Raw genomic sequence first — 22,225 nt, 5'->3', positions numbered from 1 at the left:
AATCAGTCTCTAGTCGTCGGTGCGGCGCACGCCGTGGCGGACGATCCACCACCATGCGCCCGCGACCATGAGCGCGAGAGCATACCAAGTGAGCGCGTAAACGAGGTGATTATTTGGGAAAGAAATGACGGTCAGGCCGCCGACCGGCTGGTCGGGCGCGCCCTGTGGGTCCTGGCCTTTGGCCGCGTCGACGAAATACGGCGCCACGCGCGAGGGGTCGAAGCCGCGCGCGGCGGCGAGCGCCGCGACGTCGCGCGAATACCAGCGGTTGTTGGCGGGGTCGTTATCGCGCAGGAAGCCGCCCTTCGGTTCGGGCAGGCGCAGCAGACCGGTGAGCGTGACGGGCGCAGCGCCGCCGGCGACACAGGCGTCTGCCGGCGCCCTGGTGCCCGGATAATCGGCCGCGACGGTCCCCCTCGAAGGGATGAAACCGCGATTGACAAGGATGATGTGGCCCTCCGCCGTGCACAGCGGCGTGAGCAGCCAGAAGCCTGCGCCGAGTTCCGATAAAGCCTGGACCGGCGCCGTATAGGCATACAGATAGCGGCCCGACAGGCGCACATGCCTGTATTCGTCGGACTCGCGGGAGACTTGCGGCCATTGCGCCACCGCGGGCGGCGCAACGGGATCCGCGTGCACGCGTGCGTCGACGCGTGCGATCAGGTCCAGCTTCCATTGCAGGCGAACCACCTGCCAGGTGCCGAGACCGGCGAACAGCACGAACAGCAACAGGGCCAGCACCCCCGCCAGGCGCCGCGCGAAGGCGGAGCGTGGTTGGTGGTTTTCTACTGGCGCCGAACCCTGCGGCGGTACGTGCGTGTTCGCCATTCAGAACATCAGGTCATGGTGTGGGTGCTGTTCGGACCCATGCCAGGCATCATGTTCTCGTTCATGTGATGCATGACCCAGATCGAGCCCGACATCACGATGACCAGGATGACGACGGTCAGCAGCAGCGCCATCATGTTCCAGCCGCCTTCCGACTTCGAGCTCAAGTGCAGGAAGTAGATCATCTGGACGATCAGCTGCACGGCAGCGAAACCGAGGATGACGTAGCGGGTGGTATCCGGCGCCAGCACGTTGCCCATCACCAGCCAGAACGGGATGATGGTCAGGATCGCCGCCAGCACGAAGCCGGTCAGGTAATCCTTGGTGCTGTAGTGCGTCACGTGGACGTCATGCCCGTGGGCGTCATGATCGTGGTGGTGGTCGCTCATGGCAGCACTCCCATCAGGTAGACAAAGGTGAAGACGAAGATCCAGATCAGGTCCAGGAAGTGCCAGAACAGCGACAGGCACGACAGGCGACGGAAGTTCTCCGGGGTCAGGCCGTGTTTGCCCAACTGGAAGAACAGGGTCACCAGCCAGATGATGCCGAAGGTCACGTGCAGGCCGTGGGTGCCGACCAGCGCGAAGAACGCGGTCAGGAAGCCCGAACGCTGCGGACCGGCGCCGATATGGATCAGGTGATGGAACTCATACAGTTCCACGCACAGGAAGGCCAGGCCCAGGATGCCGGTCACGACCAGCCACAGGCGGGTCTTGGCCAGGTTCTTGGCCTGGGCCGCGATCATCGCGAAGCCGAAGGTCAGCGACGACACCAGCAGGAACGTGGTGTTGAGCGCGATCAGCGGCAGCTCGAACAGCTCGGCGCCGGTGGGACCACCGGCATACGAGCGGCCCTGCACCGCATAGGTGGCGAACAGCGACGCGAAGATCAGGCAGTCGCTCATCAGGTAGAGCCAGAAGCCCAGCAGCGTGCCCTGCTCCGGATGGTGGTCGCGGGAGATGTAACGCCCGCTCACGTCGTCGGCGATGCTGCCGCCGGTGATGGTTTGCTTAATTTCAGACATGGCTTTCCAGCATACGGGTACGCGCTTCTTCGGTCCGGGCGACTTCGTCGGCCGGGATGTAGTAGTCACGCTTGTAGTTGAAGGTATGGATGATGATCGCCGCCATCATGGCCACGAACGACACCACGGTGAACGCCCACATGTGCCAGATGATGCCGAAGCCCACCGCGCACGACAGTGCCGAGATGATGATGCCGGCGCCGGTGTTCTTCGGCATGTGGATCGCCACGAAGTCCTTCAGCGGACGACGGTAGCCGTTCTTCTTCATGTCGGCGAAGGTGTCGTTGTCGAACACCACCGGGGTGAAGGCGAAGTTGTAGTCCGGCGGTGGCGACGAAGTCGACCATTCCAGGGTACGGCCTTCCCACGGGTCGCCGGTGAAGTCGCGCAGGCGTGCGGTGTTGCGGTCGCGATAGCTGACATAGATCTGCATCAAGAGCGCACCGATACCACCGGCGATCATCAGGGTGCCCAGGAACGAGATCTGGAACAGCCACTGCACCGACGGATCATCGAAGTGGCTCACGCGGCGGGTGTAGCCCATGAAGCCCAGGATGTACGGCGGGGTGAACGCGACCCAGAAGCCGATCGACCACAGCCAGAACGAGACCAGGCCCCAGAAACGGTCCAGCTTGTAGCCGAAGGCTTTCGGGAACCAGTAGTTGATACCGGCGAAGATACCGAACACCACGCCGCCAATGATGACGTTGTGGAAGTGCGCGATCAGGAACAGCGAGTTGTGCAGCACGAAGTCGGCCGCCGGAATCGCCAGCATGACGCCGGTCATACCGCCGATCACGAAGGTCAGCATGAACGACACGGTCCACATCATCGGCAGTTCGAAGCGAATCTTGCCGCGGTACATGGTGAACAGCCAGTTGAAGATCTTGGCGCCGGTCGGGATCGAGATGATCATCGTGGTGATGCCGAAGAACGCATTGACGCTGGCGCCCGAACCCATGGTGAAGAAGTGGTGCAGCCACACCAGGTACGACAGGACCATGATGACGCAGGTCGCGTACACCATCGAGGTGTAGCCGAACAGGCGCTTGCCGCAGAAGGTCGAGACGACTTCGGAGAAGATACCGAACGCCGGCAGGATCAGGATGTACACCTCGGGGTGGCCCCAGATCCAGATCAGGTTCACGTACATCATCGGGTTGCCGCCACGGTCGCTGGTGAAGAACGCGGTGTCGAACAGGCGGTCCATGCCCAGCATTGCCAGCACGGCGGTCAGGATCGGGAAGGTGACCACGATCAGGATGTTGGTGCACAGCGAAGTCCAGGTGAACACCGGCATCTTCATCAGGTCCATGCCCGGAGCGCGCATCTTGATGATGGTGACGATCAGGTTCACGCCGGACAGGGTGGTACCGACGCCCGCCACCTGCAATGACCAGATGTAGTAGTCGACGCCAACGCCCGGACTTGCCAGGATGCCCGACAGCGGCGGGTAGGCCAGCCAGCCGGTACGGCCGAATTCACCGACGAACAGGGAAGCCATCACCAGCACGGCGCCCATGGTGGTCATCCAGAACGAGAAGTTGTTCAGGAACGGGAAGGCCACGTCGCGCGCGCCGATCTGCAGCGGCACCACGTAGTTCATCAGGCCGGTCACGAACGGCATCGCCACGAAGAAGATCATGATCACGCCGTGGGCGGTGAACACTTGATCATAGTGGTGAGGCGGCAGGAAGCCGGCGTTGTCGCCAAAGGCGATCGCCTGCTGGGCGCGCATCATCAGGGCGTCGGCGAAGCCGCGCAGGAACATGACCAGGCCCAGGATCATGTACATGATGCCGATTTTCTTGTGGTCGATACTGGTAATCCAGTCGCGCCACAGGGTGCCCCACAGACGGAAGTAGGAGATCAGCCCGAACAGGGCCAGACCGCCGACGATCACGCCTGCGAAGGTAGCGATCAGGATCGGCTCATGGAAGGGAATCGCATCCCAGCCAAGCCGACCGAAGATAAACTTCGTCAAGTCGAAAGAGTCTTGCATGGTTACTTCTTCACAGTATTAAAAGGGGCGACACACATTTCGATCGCTTCGGCCAGCACGGATTTGCTGCCGTCCTTCGGCAGCTGGCGGATCGCCGCGGCCATCTGGTTGCGCTTGGTGTCCTCATGCATCTGCTGGTTCATGCACATCGAGCCTTCGGCCACGCAGCGGTTCACCACGCGGTTGAACAGCGCAGGCTCGACCTGGCCGTAGTGGCGCACCGGCTCCTTGGCGCTCGGCTTTTCCAGCACCAGGTAGTCGGCGCGGTCCAGCACGCCCGGGTTGTTTTTCATCTCGGCGACCCAGGCGTCGAACTCGCCGGCGGTCACGCCCTTGTAGGCAAACTTCATGTGCGAATAACCGTCGCCGCTGAAGTTGGCCGACAGGCCCTGGTAGTTGCCGGTCTTGTTCAGCACCGCGTTCAGTTCCGTTTCCATGCCCGGCATTGCGTAGATCATGCCGGCCAGGGTCGGGATGTAGAACGTGTTCATCACGGTCGAGGCGGTGATCTTGAAGCGCACCGGCACGTCGATCGGGGTCACCAGGTGATTCACCGAGGCGATGCCCTGTTCCGGATAGATGAACAGCCATTTCCAGTCGAGTGCCACGACCTGCACTTCGAGCGGTTTGACCGATGCCGAGATCGGACGGTTGGCGTCGATGCGGTCGAGCGGACGATAAGGATCGAGCTTGTGGGTGCTGACCCAGGTAATCAGGCCCAGCACGATGATGATCAGGAGCGGCGCGCCCCAGATGATCAGTTCGAGCTTGGTCGAGTGGTCCCAGTCGGGTTCGTACTTGGCATTGGCGCCACTACGGTAGCGCCATGCGAACACGACGGTAAAAATCATCACCGGAATAATGATGATCAACATCAGCCAGACCGACACGGCGATCAGGTCGGCCTGCTGCTTCGCGATATCGCCGGTAGGATTCATCACGACCGTGTTACAGCCGGACAGCACTGCAGCAAGGAGTAATGGGAGTCCGCGGCGGACAATTTTAGGAATCATGCTAGGTATCTAACGTTACATGGAATGAGAACATGCTACTTTAGCGTCAACGGTCGCCGAAGAACATTGGACAGTTTGTCCCACCCTTTGCTCTAGTGCAATTTTAACAACGGTTTGAACCAAACCAGCGACCGTGAACACCACTTGGAGAACATATATGCAAAGCACGACAACATACGGCGGCGCAGGGGCCGCTCCAATCACAAGCCCGAACAGCGGGGCCCGCAACATCAACGCCCGCGACGCGCACGTTTCCCCAGGTGACATCGCCGTCGGTGTGGTGGTCGGCCGTTCGGCCGAATACTTCGAATTCTTCGTGTATGCCATCGCTTCGGCCCTGGTGTTCCCGTCGATCTTCTTCCCCTGGGCCGATCGTCTTGACGCGACCCTGTATTCGTTTACGATATTCGCGTTGGCATTTGTAGCGCGCCCGCTTGGGACCGTGATCTTCATGGCGATCCAGAAACGCTGGAGCCGCGACATGAAACTGCTGATCGCCCTGTTCATGATGGGCACCAGCACCGTGGCCATCGCGCTGATCCCGACCTATGCCGAAATCGGCGCCACCGCCATCGTCGTGCTGGCCCTGCTGCGCATCGCGCAAGGCGTGGCGCAAGGCGGCTCGTGGGACGGCCTGCCGTCGCTGCTGGCGCTGTCGGCCCCTGAAGGCAAGCGCGGCTGGTACGCGATGCTCGGCCAGCTGAGCGCGCCGCTCGGCTTCCTGATCGCGGGCGGCGTGTTCGCCTTCCTCACCGCCAACCTGACCCAGGAAGAGTTCCTGACCTGGGGCTGGCGCTTCCCGTTCTTCGTCGCCTTCGCCATCAACGTGGTCGGCCTGTTCGCCCGCATGCGCATCATCTCGACCACCGAGTACGCGAAACTGCTGGACGATCACCATTTCGATCCGGCCCCGGTCGGCGAACTGGTGAGCAAGCAAGGCACGAATATCGTCATCGGCGCCATGGCCGCACTGGCCAGCTACGCCCTGTTCCACCTGATCACGGTGTTCCCGCTGTCGTGGATCCAGCTGTACGACACCCGTCCGATCGAAGACTTCCTGCACATCCAGCTGTGGGGCGCAGGCCTGGCCATGGTCGCCATGCTCGCTTCCGGCGTGATCGCCGACAAGGTCGGCCGCCGCACCACGCTGGGCACGCTGGCGGCCCTGATCGCGCTGTTCTCGGCCTTCGTTCCGACCCTGCTCGACGGCGGCACCGCCGGCCAGAACACCTTCATCCTGATCGGCTTCGCCCTGCTCGGCCTGTCGTACGGCCAGGCCGCCGGCGCCACGACCTCGAACTTCCAGAAGCAGTTCCGCTATACCGGCGCGGCGCTGACCTCGGACCTGGCCTGGCTGGTCGGCGCGGCCTTCGCCCCGGTGGTGGCACTGGGCCTGTCGGCGCACTTCGGCCTGGGTTATGTCAGCCTGTACCTGCTGTCGGGTGCGGTCGCCTCGCTGGCGGCGCTGAGCCTGAACCGCAAGCTGGAGATTCGCGAGTAAGCAATCTGCATGTGTTCATGAAAATGGCCCTTCGGGGCCATTTTTTTTCCAGCGTGCGCTAGGCGTCGACTTCGTGCCTCGCCTGCTTCGGGACTTATTACGCACCAGTGTGTATCACTTAACAAACGTCGAGCCCGAAGTCTGCGAAGGTAGTACCAGGAAGCGCACTCGCCCGGGCACGGCATGGCACTGCTGCTGCCGCCCGCTCCTGCTGCGTTCATCACCAACCAACCTGACGGAGGAAACATGTCGACTTCTGCAAATGACAACCTGAACGACTGGCTGCGCGACGCGCACGCGATGGAACAGCAAGCCGAAACCATGCTCAAGGCCCAGGCCGAGCGCCTCGAACACTATCCGGACCTGCGCGCCCGCATCGTCCAGCACATCGAGGAAACCCGTGGCCAGCAAAGCATCCTGGACGAGATCCTGGCGCGCCGCGGCGTCAGCAACTCGGTGCTGAAGGACCTGGGCGGCAAACTGGCCGCCTTCGGCCAGGGCGTCGGCGGCATGATGACCAGCGACGAGGTGGTCAAGGGCGCGATGGCCGGCTACGTCTTCGAGAACCTGGAAATCGCCAGCTACACCTCGCTGATCGCCGCTGCAAAGGCCGTGGGCGACAGCGCCACCGCCGCCTCGCTGGAACAGATCCTGGTGCAGGAAAAGGCGATGGCCGCGTGGCTGCTGGAGCACCTGCCGCAAGTCACCCAGGCCTTCCTGGCGCGTTCGGCGACGCCGGGCGTGGAAGCCAAAGTCTAAGCTTTGCCCGATCCAGTCAAGTGGCCCTGCGGGGCCATTTTTTTGGCGCTGTCACCGTTAGCTGTGGATGAGCACTGAACTGTCGAGCTGCCTCGCGGTCCAATCCGTATCGACACTGAGACGGAGCGCGCATGAAAGCCCCCGGTTTCAAGAAGTGGTTCGCGCGTTTGCCCGCGCTCAACCAGCCGCAGCGCCTGCGGGTATTGCACGCGCTGCGGCCGGCGGCCGGCCTGGCGCACATCGTCGCACTCATCGAGCAGGTCAGGTCGGCCGATCGTCGCTGCCCACGCTGCCAGAGCGTGCACTGGCAGCGGCATGGCCACGCCAACAACCTGCAGCGCTATCGTTGCCGCGACTGCGGCCGTACCTTCGACGACTTGACCGCCACGCCGCTGGCACGCCTGCGCCTGCGCGAAAAATGGGCCGATTACCTGCAGGCGCTGCTGGCATCGAAGCCGGTACGCGGCGCGNGCGACTGCGGCCGTACCTTCGACGACTTGACCGCCACGCCGCTGGCACGCCTGCGCCTGCGCGAAAAATGGGCCGATTACCTGCAGGCGCTGCTGGCATCGAAGCCGGTACGCGGCGCGGCCGACCAGGCCGGCGTGCACCGCAACACGGCGTTTCGCTGGCGCCACCGCTTTCTGCAGCGGGTCAAGGACGACCGGCCGCGGCGGCTATGCGGCATCGTCGAGGCCGACGAAATGTTCATGCTCGAATCGCAAAAAGGGTCGCGCCAGCTCGACCGGCCGGCACGCAAGCGCGGGGGCGCGGCGCACAAGCGCGGCATCTCGCGCGAGCTCGACTGCATCCTGGTCATGCGCGACCGTGCCGGCCAGACCGCCGATGCCGTTACCGGACGCGGGCCCTTGACACTGCGGCAGGCCGAGCGCCACCTGCTGCCGCTGCTCGAGCGTCAGGCGCTGCTGGTGACGGACGCCAATGCCACCTACCGCAGTCTGGCGCGCAAGCACGGCATCGCGCATCAAGCGGTCAACCTGCGTGCCGGCGAGCGGGTACGCGCCGCCAGCGCGGGCGCGATCCACGTGCAAAACGTCAATGCCTACCACCAGCGCCTGCGCGAATGGATTGCCCGCTTTCACGGCGTCGCGTCGCGTTACCTGCCCAATTACCTGGGATGGCGCCGGGCGCTCGATGGTCAGCGTATTGCTTCTGCTGAACAATTGCTCTGTATCGCAATCAAACCCATCAATAGCTTACGGTGACAGCGCCATTTTTTTTGTCGGGCGCCCTCGCGGCTGTCAATTCCCGTCACACGGCACGGCCATTAGCGCGCTGCTGGAAGCCAACAGGCCACATCGCAGCGCCGGACGCGCGCGGCGAGCTGGCGCTGCGGGCGTTTGAGAGCGTCAACTTCGATGTGACGGTCAGCAAGCTGGTACGACGCTCGCAGAATGGCTTTGTGCTCGCTGGCAACGCCCAGGCATCCAGCCCGCGCACCAACGAAAACGGCGCCTCGCGGCGCCGTTCGTCAATCCAGCCCTGCACCCGGGTTCAGGACAATGCCGTATCCAGCACCGTCATCAGGATGAACCCCGCCACCAGCGCGATACTGGCCTGGGTGCCGTTGCCGGCCTGCTGCGACTCGGGAATCACGTCGTGCACGATCACCAGCAGCATGGCGCCGGCGGCGGCGGCCAGGGCGAACGGCAGCAGGCCGGCCGAGATGCCGATCAGCGCCACGCCGAACACGGCCGCGATCGGCTCGATCAGGCCCGACATCACGCCCATCGCGACCGCGGTCAGGCGGCTGTAGCCGACCGTGTGCAGGGCCAGCGCCACCACCAGGCCTTCCGGCACGTCCTGGATCGACACGCCGGTGGCGAGCGAGGTCGCCTTCTCGACGTCGATGCCGGCGTAGGCGACGCCGATGGCCAGGCCTTCGGGCAGGTTGTGCAGCGCCACCGCCCACACGAACAGCCAGGCGCGGCGCAGCGATTTGTTCTCTTCTTCGGAGGTCAGGATGCCCTCGGTGCGCACCGCGCGGCCGAGCAGCAGGATGGCGCCGGCGCCGGCCATGATGCCGGCGCCTGCCATCAGGCTCGCTTCCCAGTTGCCGGCGCCGGAGGCCTTGGCTGCCGCCAGGGCCGGGATTACCAGCGAGAAGGCGGTGGCGCCCAGCATGACGCCGGCGCCGAAACCGAGGAAGCAATCATAGGTGCGCTTCGTGAAATTCTGTGCGAACAACACCGGCAAGGTGCCGAGCGCGGTGGCCGCGGCCGCCGTGGCGCCGCCCATCAGGGCCGCCATCATCTTGGGATTGGCGTTCATGAGTTGCTCGACCATGCTGCCGAGCAGGACCAGGAATCCGACCGCGCAGATGCCGAAGCCGAGTGCGCGGCGCGGGGTCAGCCAGCTGGGCGCGAAGCGCGAGGCCACACGGGTATCGTCGGCTTTATCTGTACGAAAATTCATGCAAATCCCTGTGCGAACGCCGCGCCGGGGCCGCGAGGATGGCGACGCCTTCGGCGCGGCAACGTGGCCGAAGCCACGGTAGAACCACTATCGGTTCAGCGGACCATCACTTGAATGGCTTGCCGCTGCCCATCGGGTTGCCCAGGCCGGTATCGTCGAGCGGACCGCCCTTCGAACCGACGTTGGCGTCGCCCATCGCATTGCCGCTGGAAGCACCCATCGTACCACCAGTCGCCGATTGCAACATGCCCAATTCCGAGCCGGTGCGCGGGGTGGCGTTCGGATCCGACATCGTGCGCATCGCCATCTGTTTCAGCACGTCGATGTCGCCGTCCGGCAGGGCCACTTCGGCCTCGCCCGAACCGCCGTCGACCGCCATCTGCTTCTCGCGGTCGCTGACGAAGTCCCAGTCGCCGCCCTGGTTCCACGGGCCGCGCATTTCGCCCGGGCCCTGCGACATGTTGAAGTAGACGCTGGCGAAGCGCGGGTCCACCGGCATTTTGCCTGGCGGGAAGTTCGGCTCCATCGAGTACAGCGCTTTCTCGAACGATTTCATGTGCGCCACTTCGCGCGTCATCAGGAAGCCCAGCGCTTCTTTCACGCCCGGATCGTCGGTCAGCGCGATCAGGCGCTCATAGACGATCTTGGCGCGCGCCTCGGCGGCGATGTTGGAACGCAGGTCGGCGGTCGGCTCGGTGATCGAGTCGATATAGGCGGCGGTCCACGGCACGCCGGCCGAATTGATCAGTGGAGTGCCGGCCCCGTACAGCACTTGCGTGATGTGGCTGTCGTTGCCGGGGCCGGTGATCGACTTGTACATCTCGGCTTCGGTGTCCACCGCTTCGGCCAGGCGGCCCTTTGCGCCCTTGTTCAGCATGGCAATGATGTGGCCGATGACTTCCAGGTGGCTCAGCTCTTCGGTCGCGATGTCGAACAGCATGTCCTTGCGGCCTGGATCGTCTTCCGATACGGCCTGGGTGAAGTAGCGCATGGCGGCGGCAAGCTCGCCTTGCGGCCCACCGAACTGTTCCAGCATCAGGTTCGCGAGGGCCGGATTGGGCCCGGCGACACGGACTGTGTATTGCAACCGCTTGTTGTGTGCAAACATGACAGGGTTCTCCGATTTGGTTGGTTATCCAGGCGTGACGCGTCAAGCGCTCACTGCCTGCGAGGTAGCTACCGCCGGGAACGGCAGCTCGATGAGTCCATGTTGGCAGTAGGACGATGACTAGTCATCAGGAGCTTGCGCCGTGCGCTTGTAGGACTAAAGTGACAATCTGCTATGCCAAGTTAACAATTCAAAATGGCAATAACCCTTTTATCGGAAGTGCCATCCCAGATACGCGGCACAGGACGATCTTCGCTGACAGCCGCCCGGCACGGCGTCCTACAGTAAAGCCGAGCCGGCGCGCACTACCATGTTGGTCAAACAACCACGAACGGGGGTATTACCATGTTTAACCTGAAACAACTGAGCCCAACCATTACCGACATGATCCGTTTCGATCACTCGCACGTGATGGTGACCTTCCACCAGTATTCCAAGGACAAGAGCCCGCGCGTCAAGAAGGCGCTGGCCGACACCATCTGCGACGCGCTCGAGATCCACGCCACGCTGGAAGAAGAAATCTTCTATCCGGTGATGCGCCAGCGCGACGCCAAGGAGCCGTTCATCCACGAAGCCGAGCCCGAGCACGATGAAATGCGCCGCATCATCGCCGAGCTGCGCCGCACCAGCGGCGCCGACCCGCGCCATGACGACCTGGTGATGGAACTGATGCGCGACGTGATCCACCACGTGGCCGACGAAGAAACCACGCTGCTGCCGCAGGCCGAAGCGATCCTGGGCAAGCAGCGCCTGTCCGAGATGGGCGCCGACATGAACGTGCGCCGCATGCAACTGCTGGGACCGAAGGCCGGCAAAGTGGCCAAGGAACACGTGGTGGGGTTCTCGGGCAGCACCGCCGCGATGGTGGTGGGCGCAGCCGGGGCGCTGCTGGCGGCGTTTGCGCTGGTGCCGAAGAAGGAGACGTGGAAGTCGAAACCGGCGTCGGTGTAATGCCACGTGCGCGTTGATCGCGCACCCTCAAGAGCGTCATTCCCGGACCAGGCGTCCGGGAATGACAGCTTTACGGATCGCGGTATCGAGATTTATCGCGGACAAGCACTTACCGCTGGTCCGCAAAAAACACCGGCTGAATATCCAGCGTCGACTTCACCCCGACATTCCCGCCCTGCTCCTTCAGCCAGCGATCCGCTGCCGCAAAGCCCTGGTCGTGCAGCATCTGCAAGAACGGCATCTCCGCATTGAACTTGGCCGAAATCCCGTGGTCCTGCAGCTGCTCGTTGCCGCTGATCAGGTGCAGCCGCATCGTGTTCGGCATCATCCCCGCCCCGCGGCTTTCTTCCGGCACCCCGTTCAGGTACTGCAGCGCGCTCACCTCGCGAATGAAACTGATGTTGAACGCAATCTCGTTGGCCCGGTTGGCGATGTCGGCCATGGTGCGCGGCATGTCGCTGCGCGCGATCGGGTTGTTCTGGACGATGATCAGGTCGCCCGCAGCCGAATGTTCCAGCAGCGGCGCCAGCGGCGGATTGGCGACGTAGCTGCCGTCCCAGTACATCTCGCCCTCGACCTCGACCGCCGCGAACACGGTCGGCAGGCAGGCCGAGGCGACCAGGCGCTGCACGTCCATCTCTTCGCGCCGGAACAGCTTGCCCATGCCGGTACGGACATTGGTGGCCGCGATGATCAGCTGCAGCTCTTCGCAGTCGCGCACGCGTTCGAAGTCGATGGTGGCAGAGAGAAAATGGCGAAGCGGATTGAGCGTCACCGGCCCCTCGCGCACCGGCCCGGCCAGCGCACCGGCCAGTTCCAGCAGGTGGTAGACCGGCGAGAATTCCATGGTGAAGGTCGGCGCCATGCGGTCGAGCGGCGTGCGCTGTAGCGGACTCAGGGTGGCGGTGCTGCCGAGCGCGCGCCAGAACTTGTCGAGCGCCTTGCGCGCGCCCGCGCGCCCGCCGCCGCGGGCGTAGCCGTCGGCCACCACCACCGCGTTGATGGCGCCGGCGCTCGAGCCGCTCAGGGCGTCGAGCGCCAGGTCGTCCTGCTGCAGCAGCCGGTCCAGCACGCCCCAGCCAAAGGCGCCGTAGGTTCCCCCGCCCTGCAGGGCAAGGCTGATTGTCTTGAACGTGGTCACGGTAACTCCTTGGGTAGATGGCCTCAGCCTACCCGGAGATGCCGTTTTATGTCGCAGCGCACAATTCAGGAGGTTACGCGGTCCAGGCCAGCACCAGCGGCACCAGCCACGGCGCGAACAGCGCCGTCAGCGCCCCATTGAGTCCCATCGCCAGGCCGGCGAAGGCGCCCATTTCGGGGCTGAGCTGGAAGGCGCGCGCGGTGCCGACGCCGTGCGCAGCCAGGCCGAGGGCGAAGCCGCGCGCGGCGTCGTGGCGGATGCGCAGCAGCTCGAACACGTAACGCGAGACGATGGCGCCGAAAATCCCGGTGCCGATCACCAGCGCCGCCGTCAGCGCCGGAATGCCGCCCAGGCGCTCGGAGACCGCCATGGCGATCGGCGAGGTGGCCGACTTCGGGCCCAGCGTGGCGGCCAGCTGCGGCGTCGCGCCCAGCCAGGCGGCAAGCGCCACCGCCGACACGATCGCCGTCACGCAGCCGGCCAGTAGCGCCAGCGTCAAGGGCAGCCACGAGCGGCGCAGGCGTGGCAGCTGGCGCACCAGCGGCACCGCCAGCGCCACCGTGGCCGGCCCCAGCAGGAAGTGCACGAACTGGGCGCCGGCGAAGTAGCGCTGGTACGACATGCCGGACAGCCACAGCACGGCGCCGATCAGCACGATCGAGATCGCCACCGGATTGGCCAGCGGCGAACCCTTGCAGCGCACAAAGATCCACTGCGCCGCCAGGTAGGCGCACAGCGTCATGGTCAGGCCGAGCAGTGGTGAAGCGGAGAGATAAACCCAGAAGTGGCTGAAATCCGGACCAAGCTTGCTCAGGTCAAGCATCGCCATCCTTCGCCTTGGCCTCGTCTGCGCCGCCAATGCCGCGCAGGATCAGGCCGGTCACGGCCAGGGCCAGGATGGTGCTGACCGCCACCGAGACCAGCATCGCCAGCCAGTGGCCGCTGCCGCTGGCGGCGGCGACGATGATGCCGACGCCGGCCGGCACGAACAGCAGCGACAGGTGCGACAGCAGCGTGTTGGCGGCGGACTCGACCAGCGCCTGCAGTTTCGGCAGCGCGATCAGCGCGCTACTCAGCAGCAGCATGCCGGCCACCGGGCCGGGAATGGGCAGGCGCAGCACAAAGACCACGGCCTCGCCCAGGCATTGGAACAACAACAGGACCGCAAACGCAGCCAGCATGACTTCTCCTGAACAGTGCGCGCGAATTGCAACTCATCCGATTGCAGAAAACGTCAGCGTGCCACCCTGACGCCATCTGTAATTCATGGAGTTGCGGAACGCGTCGGCGGCGGAGCCGCCAACCCTACGAACCGCAACTCTTGGAATTACGGGAAGGGAAAACGTATTTGCTCTCCCGTAGGGTTGGCGGCTGGGCCGCCGACGCGTCCAACCGGCGCTGGAAAACCGTCAGGATAGCAAATTCGGCAAAATCAGGCTTCGGCCGCCGCCGGCGCCGCGTTCGCCGCGCCCGGAATCGCCCCACGCTTGAGCTGGTCGCGCTCGATCGACTCGAACAGCGCCTTGAAGTTGCCTTCGCCGAAGCCGTCGTCGCCCTTGCGCTGGATGAACTCGAAGAACACCGGCCCCAGCTGCGCCTCGCCGAAGATCTGCACCAGCAGGCGCGCGCTGCCGTCTTTGACCGAGCCGTCCAGCAGCAGCCCGCGCGCCTTGAGCGCGGCGGCATCCTGGCCGTGACCCGGAATGCGCTCGTCCAGCATCTCGTAATAGGTCTCCGGCGGCGCGCTCATCAAGGGCACGCCGGCCGCGCGCAAGCCGTCCACGGTCTGGATCAGGTCGTCGGTCAGCAGCGCGATGTGCTGGATGCCTTCGCCGTTGAACTGCATCAGGAATTCTTCGATCTGGCCGCCGCCGGCCTTGCCTTCTTCATTCAGCGGAATCCGGATCATGCCGTCCGGCGCCGTCATCGCCTTCGAGGTCAGGCCGGTGTATTCGCCGGTGATGTCGAAGTAGCGGATCTCGCGGAAGTTGAACAGCTTCTCGTAGAAGCCGGCCCAGTAGCTCATGCGGCCGCGGTAGACGTTGTGGGTCAGGTGGTCGATGATCGACAGCCCGTGGCCTTTCGGATGGCGCTCGACGCCCTCGATGAATTCGAAGTCGATGTCATAGATCGACTTGCCGGTCGTGTCGCCTTCGTCAAAGCGGTCGATCAGGTACAGCGGCGCGCCGCCGATGCCCTTGATCGCCGGCAGGCGCAACTCCATCGGGCCGGTCGGGATCTCGACCGCCTGCGCGCCCAGCTCGAGCGCACGGGCGTAGGCCTGGTGCGCGTCGCGCACGCGGAACGCCATGCCGCAGGCCGACGGGCCGTGCTCGGCGGCGAAATAGGCCGCGTGGCTTTTCGGCTCGTTGTTGACGATGAAGTTGATGCCGCCCTGGCGGAACAGCGCCACGTCTTTCGAGCGGTGGGTCGCCACCTTGGTGAAGCCCAGCCTGGTGAACACGTCTTCCAGCAAGCCCGGCACGGGCGAGGCGAACTCGACGAACTCGAAGCCCATCAGGCCCATGGGATTGTCAAACAGGTCTGCCATTATCGTCTTCCTCTATTCTCGGTTGTAATGTAACTGTCGTTCATTCGGCGAACACGTCGGCCAGCAGGCCGCGCAGCCAGGCGCTGCCCGGATCCTGGTTGAAGCGGCGATGCCAGAAAATATGCGTCTGCAGCGGCGGCAGGTCGAGCGGCGGCGCCACCCACTCCAGGCCGAACGGCGCCGCCGCGCGCTCGGCCAGCTTTTGCGGCACCGTCACCACCAGGTCGCTGCTGCCGACGATGTAGGGCACGGCGGTGAAATGCGGCACCCGGAAGCGGCTGTCGGCCTTCACGCCGGCGCGCAGCAGCACCGCGTTGACGCGGTCGTACGGACTGTCGGCGGCGTCCACCAGCAGGTGCTCGGCGCCCACGAAGCGCTCCGGCGTGAGCGCGCCGCGCCCGAGCGGATGGCCCTTGCGGAACATGGTCACGAACGGCTGGCGGAACAGCTGGCGCTGGTATAACGCCTCGGACACGTCCTCGAACGGCCCCACCGCCAGGTCGACCCGCCCGCCTTCCATCTCTTCCTTCAGCTGCGAACTCGCCACCCGCAGCGAACTGAGCTGCACCTGCGGCGCCAGCTGGCGGCAGCGCTCGATCAGGGCCGGCATGAAATAGATCTCGCCGACGTCGGTCATCGCCAGGTTGAAGCGGCGGTTGCTGGTGGCCGGGTCGAAGCGGCTGCGCTGGTTCAGCGCCAGCGCCACCTGCGCCATGGCGGCGCCGATCGGCTCGGCCATCTGCGCCGCCAGCGGGGTCGGCTGCATGCCGCTCGCGGTGCGCACGAACAGCTCGTCGCCGAAGCTGCGCCGCAGGCGCGCCAGCGCATTGCTGACCGCCGACTGGGACAGGCCCAGGCGGCGGGCGGCGGACGAGATCTGGCGCTCCCGGTAGACTTCCTGGAACACCGACAGCAGGTTCAGGTCGATGGCGTGCGGCTCGATCATGGGGTTCTCTTGGCGGCGCGCCGTGACATCGGCGGCGCGAACGGCATTGTCCGCGCCCGCCCTGTCCAGCGAACAGCAATATTGATGATATGAATAGTCTACATTTTGCTATTCATCTCGTAAAACACGATTGGATATTCTAGAGTGGCGCCAACAGACTATCGCCGTCGTTACAGAATAGGGAGAACTCCGCATGATCCAGTCCGGCTACCAGTCCGGCTTCGGCAACGAATTCGCCACCGAAGCCCTGCCCGGCGCCCTGCCCCAGCACCGCAATTCGCCGCAGCAGGTGGCGTACGGGCTGTACGCCGAGCAGATCTCGGGCACCGCCTTCACCGCCCCGCGCAGCCACAACCGGCGCTCGTGGCTGTACCGGATCCGCCCGGCCGCGGTGCACGGCAGCTTCGAGGCGATGGACAGCGGACGCATCGTCGGCCGTTTCGACGCCCCGGCGCCGCCCAACCAGCTGCGCTGGAGCCCGCTGCCGATGCCGCACGCGCCGGCCGATTTCGTCGACGGCTGGGTCACCATGGCCGGCAACGGCTCGAGCGAAGCGATGAACGGCTGCGCGATCCACCTGTACGCGGCCAACCGCTCGATGGACGGGCGCTACTTCTACAACGCCGACGGCGAACTCTTGATCGTGCCGCAACAGGGCCGGCTGCGCATCGCCACCGAACTGGGTGTGCTGGAGGTCGAGCCGCAAGAGATCGCCGTCATCCCGCGCGGCATCCGCTTCCAGGTGCAATTGCCGGATGGCGCGGCGCGCGGCTACGTCTGCGAGAACTTCGGCGCCCTGCTGCAGTTGCCGGACATGGGGCCGATCGGCTCCAACGGCCTGGCCAACCCGCGCGACTTCCTGACGCCGGTGGCTTCCTACGAAGACATGGAAGGCGACTTCGAGCTGGTCGCCAAGTTCGGCGGCCGACTATGGCGCGCACCGATCGGCCATTCTCCGCTCGACGTGGTGGCCTGGCACGGCAACTACGCCCCCTACAAGTACGACCTGCGCCACTTCAACACCATCGGCTCGATCAGCTACGACCATCCGGACCCGTCGATCTTCCTGGTGCTGCAGTCGCCTTCGGACACGCCGGGCGTGGACAGCCTCGACTTCGTGATCTTCCCGCCGCGCTGGCTGGTCGGCGAGGACACCTTCCGCCCACCCTGGTTCCATCGCAACGTCGCCAGCGAGTTCATGGGCCTGATCCACGGCGCCTACGACGCCAAGGCCGACGGCTTCAACCCGGGCGGCGCCAGCCTGCACAACTGCATGAGCGGGCACGGGCCGGACGCCGCCACTTTTGACAAGGCCAGCGCCGCCGACACCAGCCGCCCGCACAAGGTGGCGGACACGATGGCCTTCATGTTCGAGACCCGCACCCCCTTGATGCCGACCGCCCAGGCGCTGGCCTCGCCCCAGCTGCAGGCCGACTACCAGCAGTGCTGGGCCGGCATCCGCAAGTTCTTCCGCCCCCAGCCTTGAGCTGTACTGGCGCACCGTGCCGTGTACCGTGATTTCGTCGGATATGCCATGATGCGCCGTACGCCATCCTGGCGTACCCGGCCACGGCCCGGATAGACCGGCGCACGGGCTGCGGCCCCGTTTCATCCACCTATGTCCGACATACTGATCATCCTCGTTCTCATCCTCCTGAACGGGGTGTTCGCGATGAGCGAACTGGCGCTCGTGTCCGCCAAGCGCCTGCGTCTGGAGCGGCGCGCCGAAGAAGGCAGCCGCGGCGCGCGCACCGCGATCGCACTGGCCGACAGTCCCAGCCACTTCCTTTCCACCGTCCAGGTCGGCATTACCCTGATCGGCATCTTCACCGGCGCCTTCGGCGAAGCTTCGCTGGTGCAGCGCCTGAGGCCGCAGATCGAGGCGATCGGCATTCCCGCCGACTACGCCTATCAGGTGTCGCTATTTATCGTCGTGCTCGGCATCACCTTCGTCTCCATCGTCCTCGGCGAACTGGTGCCCAAGCGCATCGCCATGCGCTACCCGGATGCGATGGCGACCCTGATCGCCCCGCCGCTCAGCCTGCTCTCGAAGATCATGGCTCCGTTCGTCAAGATCCTGTCCTTCAGCACCGAGGTCATCGTACGCCTGCTCGGCATCCGCGAAGCCAAGGAAGAAGCGCCGACCGAGGAAGACATCACCGGCATGATCAAGGAAGGCGCCGACACCGGCCTGTTCGAGAAGACCGAATACGACATCGTCTCGCGCGCGCTGCGCCTGGACGACCGCCATTTAAAGGCCCTGATGACGCCGCGGGTCGACCTGGTGCTGATCGACCTAGACGCCGACCGCCGCGAGATCCTGGAACTCGTCGCCGACAACACCTACAGCCGCTTTCCGGTGTACCGGGGCGATCGCGCCCAGATCATCGGCTTCATCTCGGTGCGCGACCTGCTGGCCCAGGCGGTCAAGCACGGCTCGCTCGAGGCGGTCAACATCGACGCCGCCATCCAGCCGCTGCTGTACGTGCCGGAGACGGTGAGCGCCATGGTGCTGCTCGAATCGTTCAAGAAGAACAGTTCCGAACTGGCCCTGATCGTCGACGAGTACGGCGACATCCAGGGCATGGTCACGCTGTCGGACGTGATGAGCGCCCTGGTCGGCGACGTCACCGTGATCGGCGAGGAGCACGACCCGGACGCGGTGCAGCGTCAGGACGGCAGCTGGCTGCTCGACGGCGGCATCGACCTGGACCGCTTCCGCGACCTGATGGGCAGCGGCCTGCGCTTCCCCGACGAAGACAACGGCGCCTATCACACGCTGGCCGGCTTCGTGCTCTACCAGCTCGGCTACATCCCGAAACCTTCCGAATTCTTCGAGTGGGGCGAGTTCCGTTTCGAGGTGGTCGACATGGACGGCAACCGCATCGACCGCATCCTGGTGGCGCGAATGGCGGCCCAGGAACCGGCACAGCCGGCAGCCTGACGGTCACCGGGCTGCGCGCACCAACAAGCGATGCCGGAGGCCGCACGCGGCCCGCGCCGTGCATCAAAACCACACATATTTCCTGTTCACAATGTGAACGGCGGCTGCGTACTTTCCTCACAAACACACTTGTGGTACAACTTTGGCCGCACCGAGGAGCAACTGCATGCAAGTCAATCCGATCCAGCTGTTCGACGCCGAGTCGTCCACCTTCACCTACATCCTGGCGGCGCCCGACAGCCGGGACGCCGTCATCATCGACCCGGTCGACCGCCACGTCGAGCGCGACCTGGCGCACCTGGAGCGCCTCGGCCTGCAGCTGACCCACGTGCTGGAAACCCACGCCCACGCCGACCACGTCACCTCGGCCGGCCTGCTGCGCGAGCACACCGGCGCCAAGGCCTGCGTGCCGAGCGGCTGCGGCATCGCGCCGGCCGAGATGCAGCTGCAGGACGGCGACGTGCTCACCTTCGGCCTGCGCGAGCACATCGCCGTGATCCATACGCCCGGCCACACGGCCGGCAGCATGTGCTACCTGTGGCGCGGCAACCTGTTCACCGGCGATACCTTGCTGATCGACGGCTGCGGACGCACCGATTTCCAGAGCGGCAGCGCGGCCGACCTGTACGACAGCGTCACGCGCAAACTCTTCACGCTCGACGACGCCACCCGGGTCTGGCCAGGCCACGACTACCGCGGCCAGTCGGTCTCGACGATCGGCTGGGAGCGGCGCCACAACAAGCGCCTGGCGCATCGCGAACGGGGCGACTTCATCGCGCTGATGGCGGCACTCGACCTGCCGCGTCCCAAATTGATGGACGTGGCGCTGCCGGCCAACCGCCAGCTCGGCCTGCCCGACGGCGCGCCCGGCGTCGTGTCGCACCGCGCCTGATCTCCCGCAGAACCAGCACAGCATGCCGACGCTACAGGACCGCACCGAGACCGCCAGCGCCAGTGCCAGTGTGCGCCCGGCCGAGCTGCAGCGGCGCCTGGACGGCCTGCTCGAGCACCTGCCGGCCGGCGTCATCGTGCACGGCGCCGACGGCCGCATCGTCTCGGCCAACCGCCTGGCCTGTACCCTGGTCGGGCTGGACGAGCCGCAGCTGCTCGGCGTCGAGGCCAGCGACGAGCGCTGGACCCTGCTGCGCGGCGACGGCAGCGTCATGCCGGCCGGCGAATTCCCGGTCAACCAGGTGCTGGCCAGCGGCGCCAAGCTCACCGACATGGTGATCGGCCTGCCCGACATGGCCGCGGCGCAGCCGGTGCGCTGGATGCTGGCCAACGCCTATCCCGAATTCGCCCCGGACGGGCGCCTGCAACAGGTGGTGGTCTGCTTCACCGACTGCACCGCGCTCAAGGACGCCGAACGCTCGCTGCAGAAGTCCGAAGAACGCCTGCGCCTGATCGTGCAGGGTTCGAGCGATGCGCCCTGGGACTGGGACCTGGCCGGCGACGAGATCTATTATTCGGAGCGCTGGTGGAACATGCTCGGCTACCACCCTGGCGAAGTGGCGCCCGACAGCGAGGCCTGGCGCCGCATGACGCACCCGGAAGACCTGGCCAGCGTGCTCGGCTTTTTACAGTCGCTGCTGGACGGCCCGCGCCAGACCTACAGCGTGGAATTTCGCCTGCGCCACCGCGACGGCTACGCGGTGCCGATCCTGTCGCGCGGCTACGTGCTGCGCGACGCCGCCGGCAAGGCGCTGCGCATCTCGGGCCTGAATACCGACCTCACCGAACGCAAGCTGGCCGACCAGCGCATCCACGAACTGGCCTATTTCGACCCGCTCACCGGCCTGCCCAACCGGCGCTACCTGACCGAACAGCTGGCCGAGACGCTGGCCCACAGCGCCCACAGCGGCGAATTCGGCGCGCTGCTGTTCATCGACCTGGATAATTTCAAGCTGCTCAACGACACCATGGGCCACGCGGTGGGCGACCAGTTGCTGCACCAGGTCGCGCAGCGCCTGCGCCAGGCGGTACGGGGCGACGCCTGCGGCGAAGGGTTCGACGAGATGCGCTGCGACGTCCATGTGGCGCGCCTGGGCGGCGACGAATTCGTGGTGGTGCTCGAACACCTGGGCGCGGTGCGCATTGAGGCCATCGCCGCCGCCAGGGCCGTGGCCGAGCGCCTGCTGGCGACCCTGGGCCGCCCGTTCCAGCTCGGCGCGCACAGCGCGCGCAGCACGCCCAGCATCGGCGTCACCCTGTTCGACGGCGACTGCACCGGCATCGAGGCCTTGTTGATGGAGGCCGACCTGGCCATGTACCGCGCCAAGGCCGACGGCCGCAACACCGCGCGCTTCTTCGAGCCGGCGATGCAGTCCGAAGCCGAACGGCGCGCCACGCTCGAAGCGCAACTGCGCCTGGCTCTGGAGCGGCGCGAGTTCGTCCTGCACTGCCAGCCGCAGTTCGACTGCGCCGGCAAACTGGTCGGCGCCGAGGGCCTGGTGCGCTGGCGGCGCGACGACGGCACGCTCGGCATGCCGGGCGCATTCATCGGCCTGCTCGAAGACACCGGCCTGATCGTCGCGCTCGGGCTGCAGCTGATCGAACAAGGCTGCGCCGCGCTGGCGCGCTGGGCCAACGATCCGGTGCTGGGCTCGATCAAGCTGGCGGTGAACGTCAGCGTGCAGCAGCTGCGCGACCCGCGCTTCCTGGAGTCGGTGGCGGCGGTGCTGGTCGAGAGCGGCGCCAATCCGGCGCGCCTGCAGCTGGAGATCACCGAAAGCGTGTTCGCCGAGGACCTGGCGATCACCGCCGAGCGCATGTATGCCCTGCGCGCCCTGGGGCTGGAATTCGCGCTCGACGATTTCGGCACCGGCTATTCGTCGCTGGCGTATTTGAAACGGCTGCCGCTGTCGACGCTCAAGATCGACCGTGCCTTCGTCAAGGATGTGGAAGCCGATCCGCACGGGGCGCCGATCGTGGAGGCGATCGTGGCGCTGGCACGCAAGCTGGGGCTGTCGACCGTGGCCGAAGGGTTCTAACAGTTAGCGAGGAACTCATTCGAACATATGC

20 protein-coding genes are annotated in these 22,225 nt (G+C 65.4%); 8 read left to right on the top strand and 12 right to left on the bottom strand.

The window, feature by feature from the left end:
* Positions 1–9 precede the first annotated feature (9 nt).
* From QPK27_RS20400 to cyoA, 5 genes are read right to left on the bottom strand one after another with little or no spacing between them, the layout of a single operon-like run.
* The gene (locus tag QPK27_RS20400) at positions 10–828 is read right to left on the bottom strand and encodes an SURF1 family protein (protein WP_290420011.1); all 819 of its coding nucleotides are present in this window, start codon (positions 826–828) and stop codon (positions 10–12) included.
* A gap of 8 nt (positions 829–836) precedes the next feature.
* Positions 837–1,217, bottom strand: a complete 381-nt coding sequence (gene cyoD, locus QPK27_RS20395) for a cytochrome o ubiquinol oxidase subunit IV (protein WP_290420010.1) — start codon at positions 1,215–1,217, stop codon at positions 837–839.
* Positions 1,214–1,852, bottom strand: a complete 639-nt coding sequence (cyoC, locus tag QPK27_RS20390; RefSeq protein WP_290420009.1) for a cytochrome o ubiquinol oxidase subunit III — start codon at positions 1,850–1,852, stop codon at positions 1,214–1,216. The genes cyoD and cyoC overlap by 4 nt, the downstream gene beginning before the upstream one ends.
* Positions 1,845–3,854 (bottom strand): cytochrome o ubiquinol oxidase subunit I, encoded by a 2,010-nt coding sequence (cyoB, locus tag QPK27_RS20385; protein ID WP_290420008.1) that lies wholly within the window; start codon positions 3,852–3,854, stop codon positions 1,845–1,847. The genes cyoC and cyoB overlap by 8 nt, the downstream gene beginning before the upstream one ends.
* Before the next feature lie 2 nt (positions 3,855–3,856).
* On the bottom strand, positions 3,857–4,867 hold the full coding sequence (gene cyoA / locus QPK27_RS20380) for a ubiquinol oxidase subunit II (RefSeq protein ID WP_290420007.1): 1,011 nt from the start codon (positions 4,865–4,867) through the stop codon (positions 3,857–3,859).
* Positions 4,868–5,024: 157 nt separating this feature from the next.
* On the opposite strand from cyoA, the gene QPK27_RS20375 reads away from it, so the two are divergent.
* The 3 genes from QPK27_RS20375 to QPK27_RS20365 all read left to right on the top strand — a co-directional run bounded on the left by QPK27_RS20375 (position 5,025) and on the right by QPK27_RS20365 (position 8,353).
* Positions 5,025–6,368 carry an MFS transporter gene (locus tag QPK27_RS20375; RefSeq protein WP_290420006.1) on the top strand — a complete coding sequence of 448 codons (1,344 nt, stop codon included), beginning with the start codon at positions 5,025–5,027 and terminating at the stop codon, positions 6,366–6,368.
* 246 nt (positions 6,369–6,614) lie between these two features.
* Positions 6,615–7,127, top strand: coding sequence for a ferritin-like domain-containing protein (locus QPK27_RS20370; RefSeq protein WP_290420005.1), 513 nt, complete (start codon positions 6,615–6,617; stop codon positions 7,125–7,127).
* Between the two features lie 131 nt (positions 7,128–7,258).
* Positions 7,259–8,353, top strand: a complete 1,095-nt coding sequence (locus QPK27_RS20365) for an IS1595 family transposase (RefSeq protein WP_290420004.1) — start codon at positions 7,259–7,261, stop codon at positions 8,351–8,353.
* A gap of 289 nt (positions 8,354–8,642) precedes the next feature.
* Here QPK27_RS20365 and QPK27_RS20360 read toward each other — a convergent pair whose 3' ends face one another.
* Complete coding sequence (locus tag QPK27_RS20360) at positions 8,643–9,563, bottom strand: ZIP family metal transporter (RefSeq protein WP_290420003.1); 921 nt, start codon at positions 9,561–9,563, stop codon at positions 8,643–8,645.
* Positions 9,564–9,669: 106 nt separating this feature from the next.
* Positions 9,670–10,671: a manganese catalase family protein gene (locus QPK27_RS20355; RefSeq protein WP_290420002.1), complete on the bottom strand. Its 1,002-nt coding sequence runs from the start codon at positions 10,669–10,671 to the stop codon at positions 9,670–9,672.
* A gap of 384 nt (positions 10,672–11,055) precedes the next feature.
* Here QPK27_RS20355 and QPK27_RS20350 point away from each other — a divergent pair, with 384 nt between their 5' ends.
* A complete protein-coding gene (locus QPK27_RS20350) occupies positions 11,056–11,622 on the top strand; it encodes a hemerythrin domain-containing protein (RefSeq protein ID WP_290420001.1) in 567 nt (188 codons plus the stop codon).
* A gap of 109 nt (positions 11,623–11,731) precedes the next feature.
* On the opposite strand, the gene QPK27_RS20345 is transcribed toward QPK27_RS20350, so the two are convergent.
* The 5 genes from QPK27_RS20345 to QPK27_RS20325 all read right to left on the bottom strand — a co-directional run bounded on the left by QPK27_RS20345 (position 11,732) and on the right by QPK27_RS20325 (position 16,260).
* Positions 11,732–12,763, bottom strand: coding sequence for a patatin-like phospholipase family protein (locus tag QPK27_RS20345; protein ID WP_290420000.1), 1,032 nt, complete (start codon positions 12,761–12,763; stop codon positions 11,732–11,734).
* A gap of 73 nt (positions 12,764–12,836) precedes the next feature.
* On the bottom strand, positions 12,837–13,586 hold the full coding sequence (locus QPK27_RS20340; RefSeq protein WP_290419999.1) for an LrgB family protein: 750 nt from the start codon (positions 13,584–13,586) through the stop codon (positions 12,837–12,839).
* The gene (locus tag QPK27_RS20335; RefSeq protein WP_290419998.1) at positions 13,579–13,944 is read right to left on the bottom strand and encodes a CidA/LrgA family protein; all 366 of its coding nucleotides are present in this window, start codon (positions 13,942–13,944) and stop codon (positions 13,579–13,581) included. Before QPK27_RS20335 ends, QPK27_RS20340 begins: the two co-directional genes overlap by 8 nt.
* Positions 13,945–14,195: 251 nt before the next feature.
* Complete coding sequence (gene hppD, locus QPK27_RS20330; protein WP_290419997.1) at positions 14,196–15,314, bottom strand: 4-hydroxyphenylpyruvate dioxygenase; 1,119 nt, start codon at positions 15,312–15,314, stop codon at positions 14,196–14,198.
* A gap of 40 nt (positions 15,315–15,354) precedes the next feature.
* Positions 15,355–16,260 (bottom strand): LysR family transcriptional regulator, encoded by a 906-nt coding sequence (locus QPK27_RS20325; RefSeq protein WP_290419996.1) that lies wholly within the window; start codon positions 16,258–16,260, stop codon positions 15,355–15,357.
* 193 nt (positions 16,261–16,453) lie between these two features.
* Here QPK27_RS20325 and hmgA point away from each other — a divergent pair, with 193 nt between their 5' ends.
* From hmgA to QPK27_RS20305, 4 genes are all read left to right on the top strand, one after another.
* Positions 16,454–17,746, top strand: a complete 1,293-nt coding sequence (gene hmgA, locus QPK27_RS20320; protein ID WP_290419995.1) for a homogentisate 1,2-dioxygenase — start codon at positions 16,454–16,456, stop codon at positions 17,744–17,746.
* A 132-nt stretch (positions 17,747–17,878) separates the two neighbouring features.
* The gene (locus QPK27_RS20315) at positions 17,879–19,204 is read left to right on the top strand and encodes a hemolysin family protein (RefSeq protein ID WP_290419994.1); all 1,326 of its coding nucleotides are present in this window, start codon (positions 17,879–17,881) and stop codon (positions 19,202–19,204) included.
* A 166-nt stretch (positions 19,205–19,370) separates the two neighbouring features.
* A complete protein-coding gene (locus QPK27_RS20310; RefSeq protein ID WP_290419993.1) occupies positions 19,371–20,096 on the top strand; it encodes an MBL fold metallo-hydrolase in 726 nt (241 codons plus the stop codon).
* Positions 20,097–20,118: 22 nt separating this feature from the next.
* A complete protein-coding gene (locus tag QPK27_RS20305) occupies positions 20,119–22,194 on the top strand; it encodes a bifunctional diguanylate cyclase/phosphodiesterase (RefSeq protein WP_290419992.1) in 2,076 nt (691 codons plus the stop codon).
* Positions 22,195–22,225: the final 31 nt, after the last annotated feature.

The sequence above is a fragment of the Massilia sp. YIM B02443 genome (genome assembly GCF_030411955.1).
In the GTDB taxonomy this organism is placed as follows: Bacteria; Pseudomonadota; Gammaproteobacteria; order Burkholderiales; family Burkholderiaceae_D; genus Telluria.
Note: the sequence above shows the minus strand (reverse complement) of the source record. Positions and strands in the feature narration are given on the sequence as shown.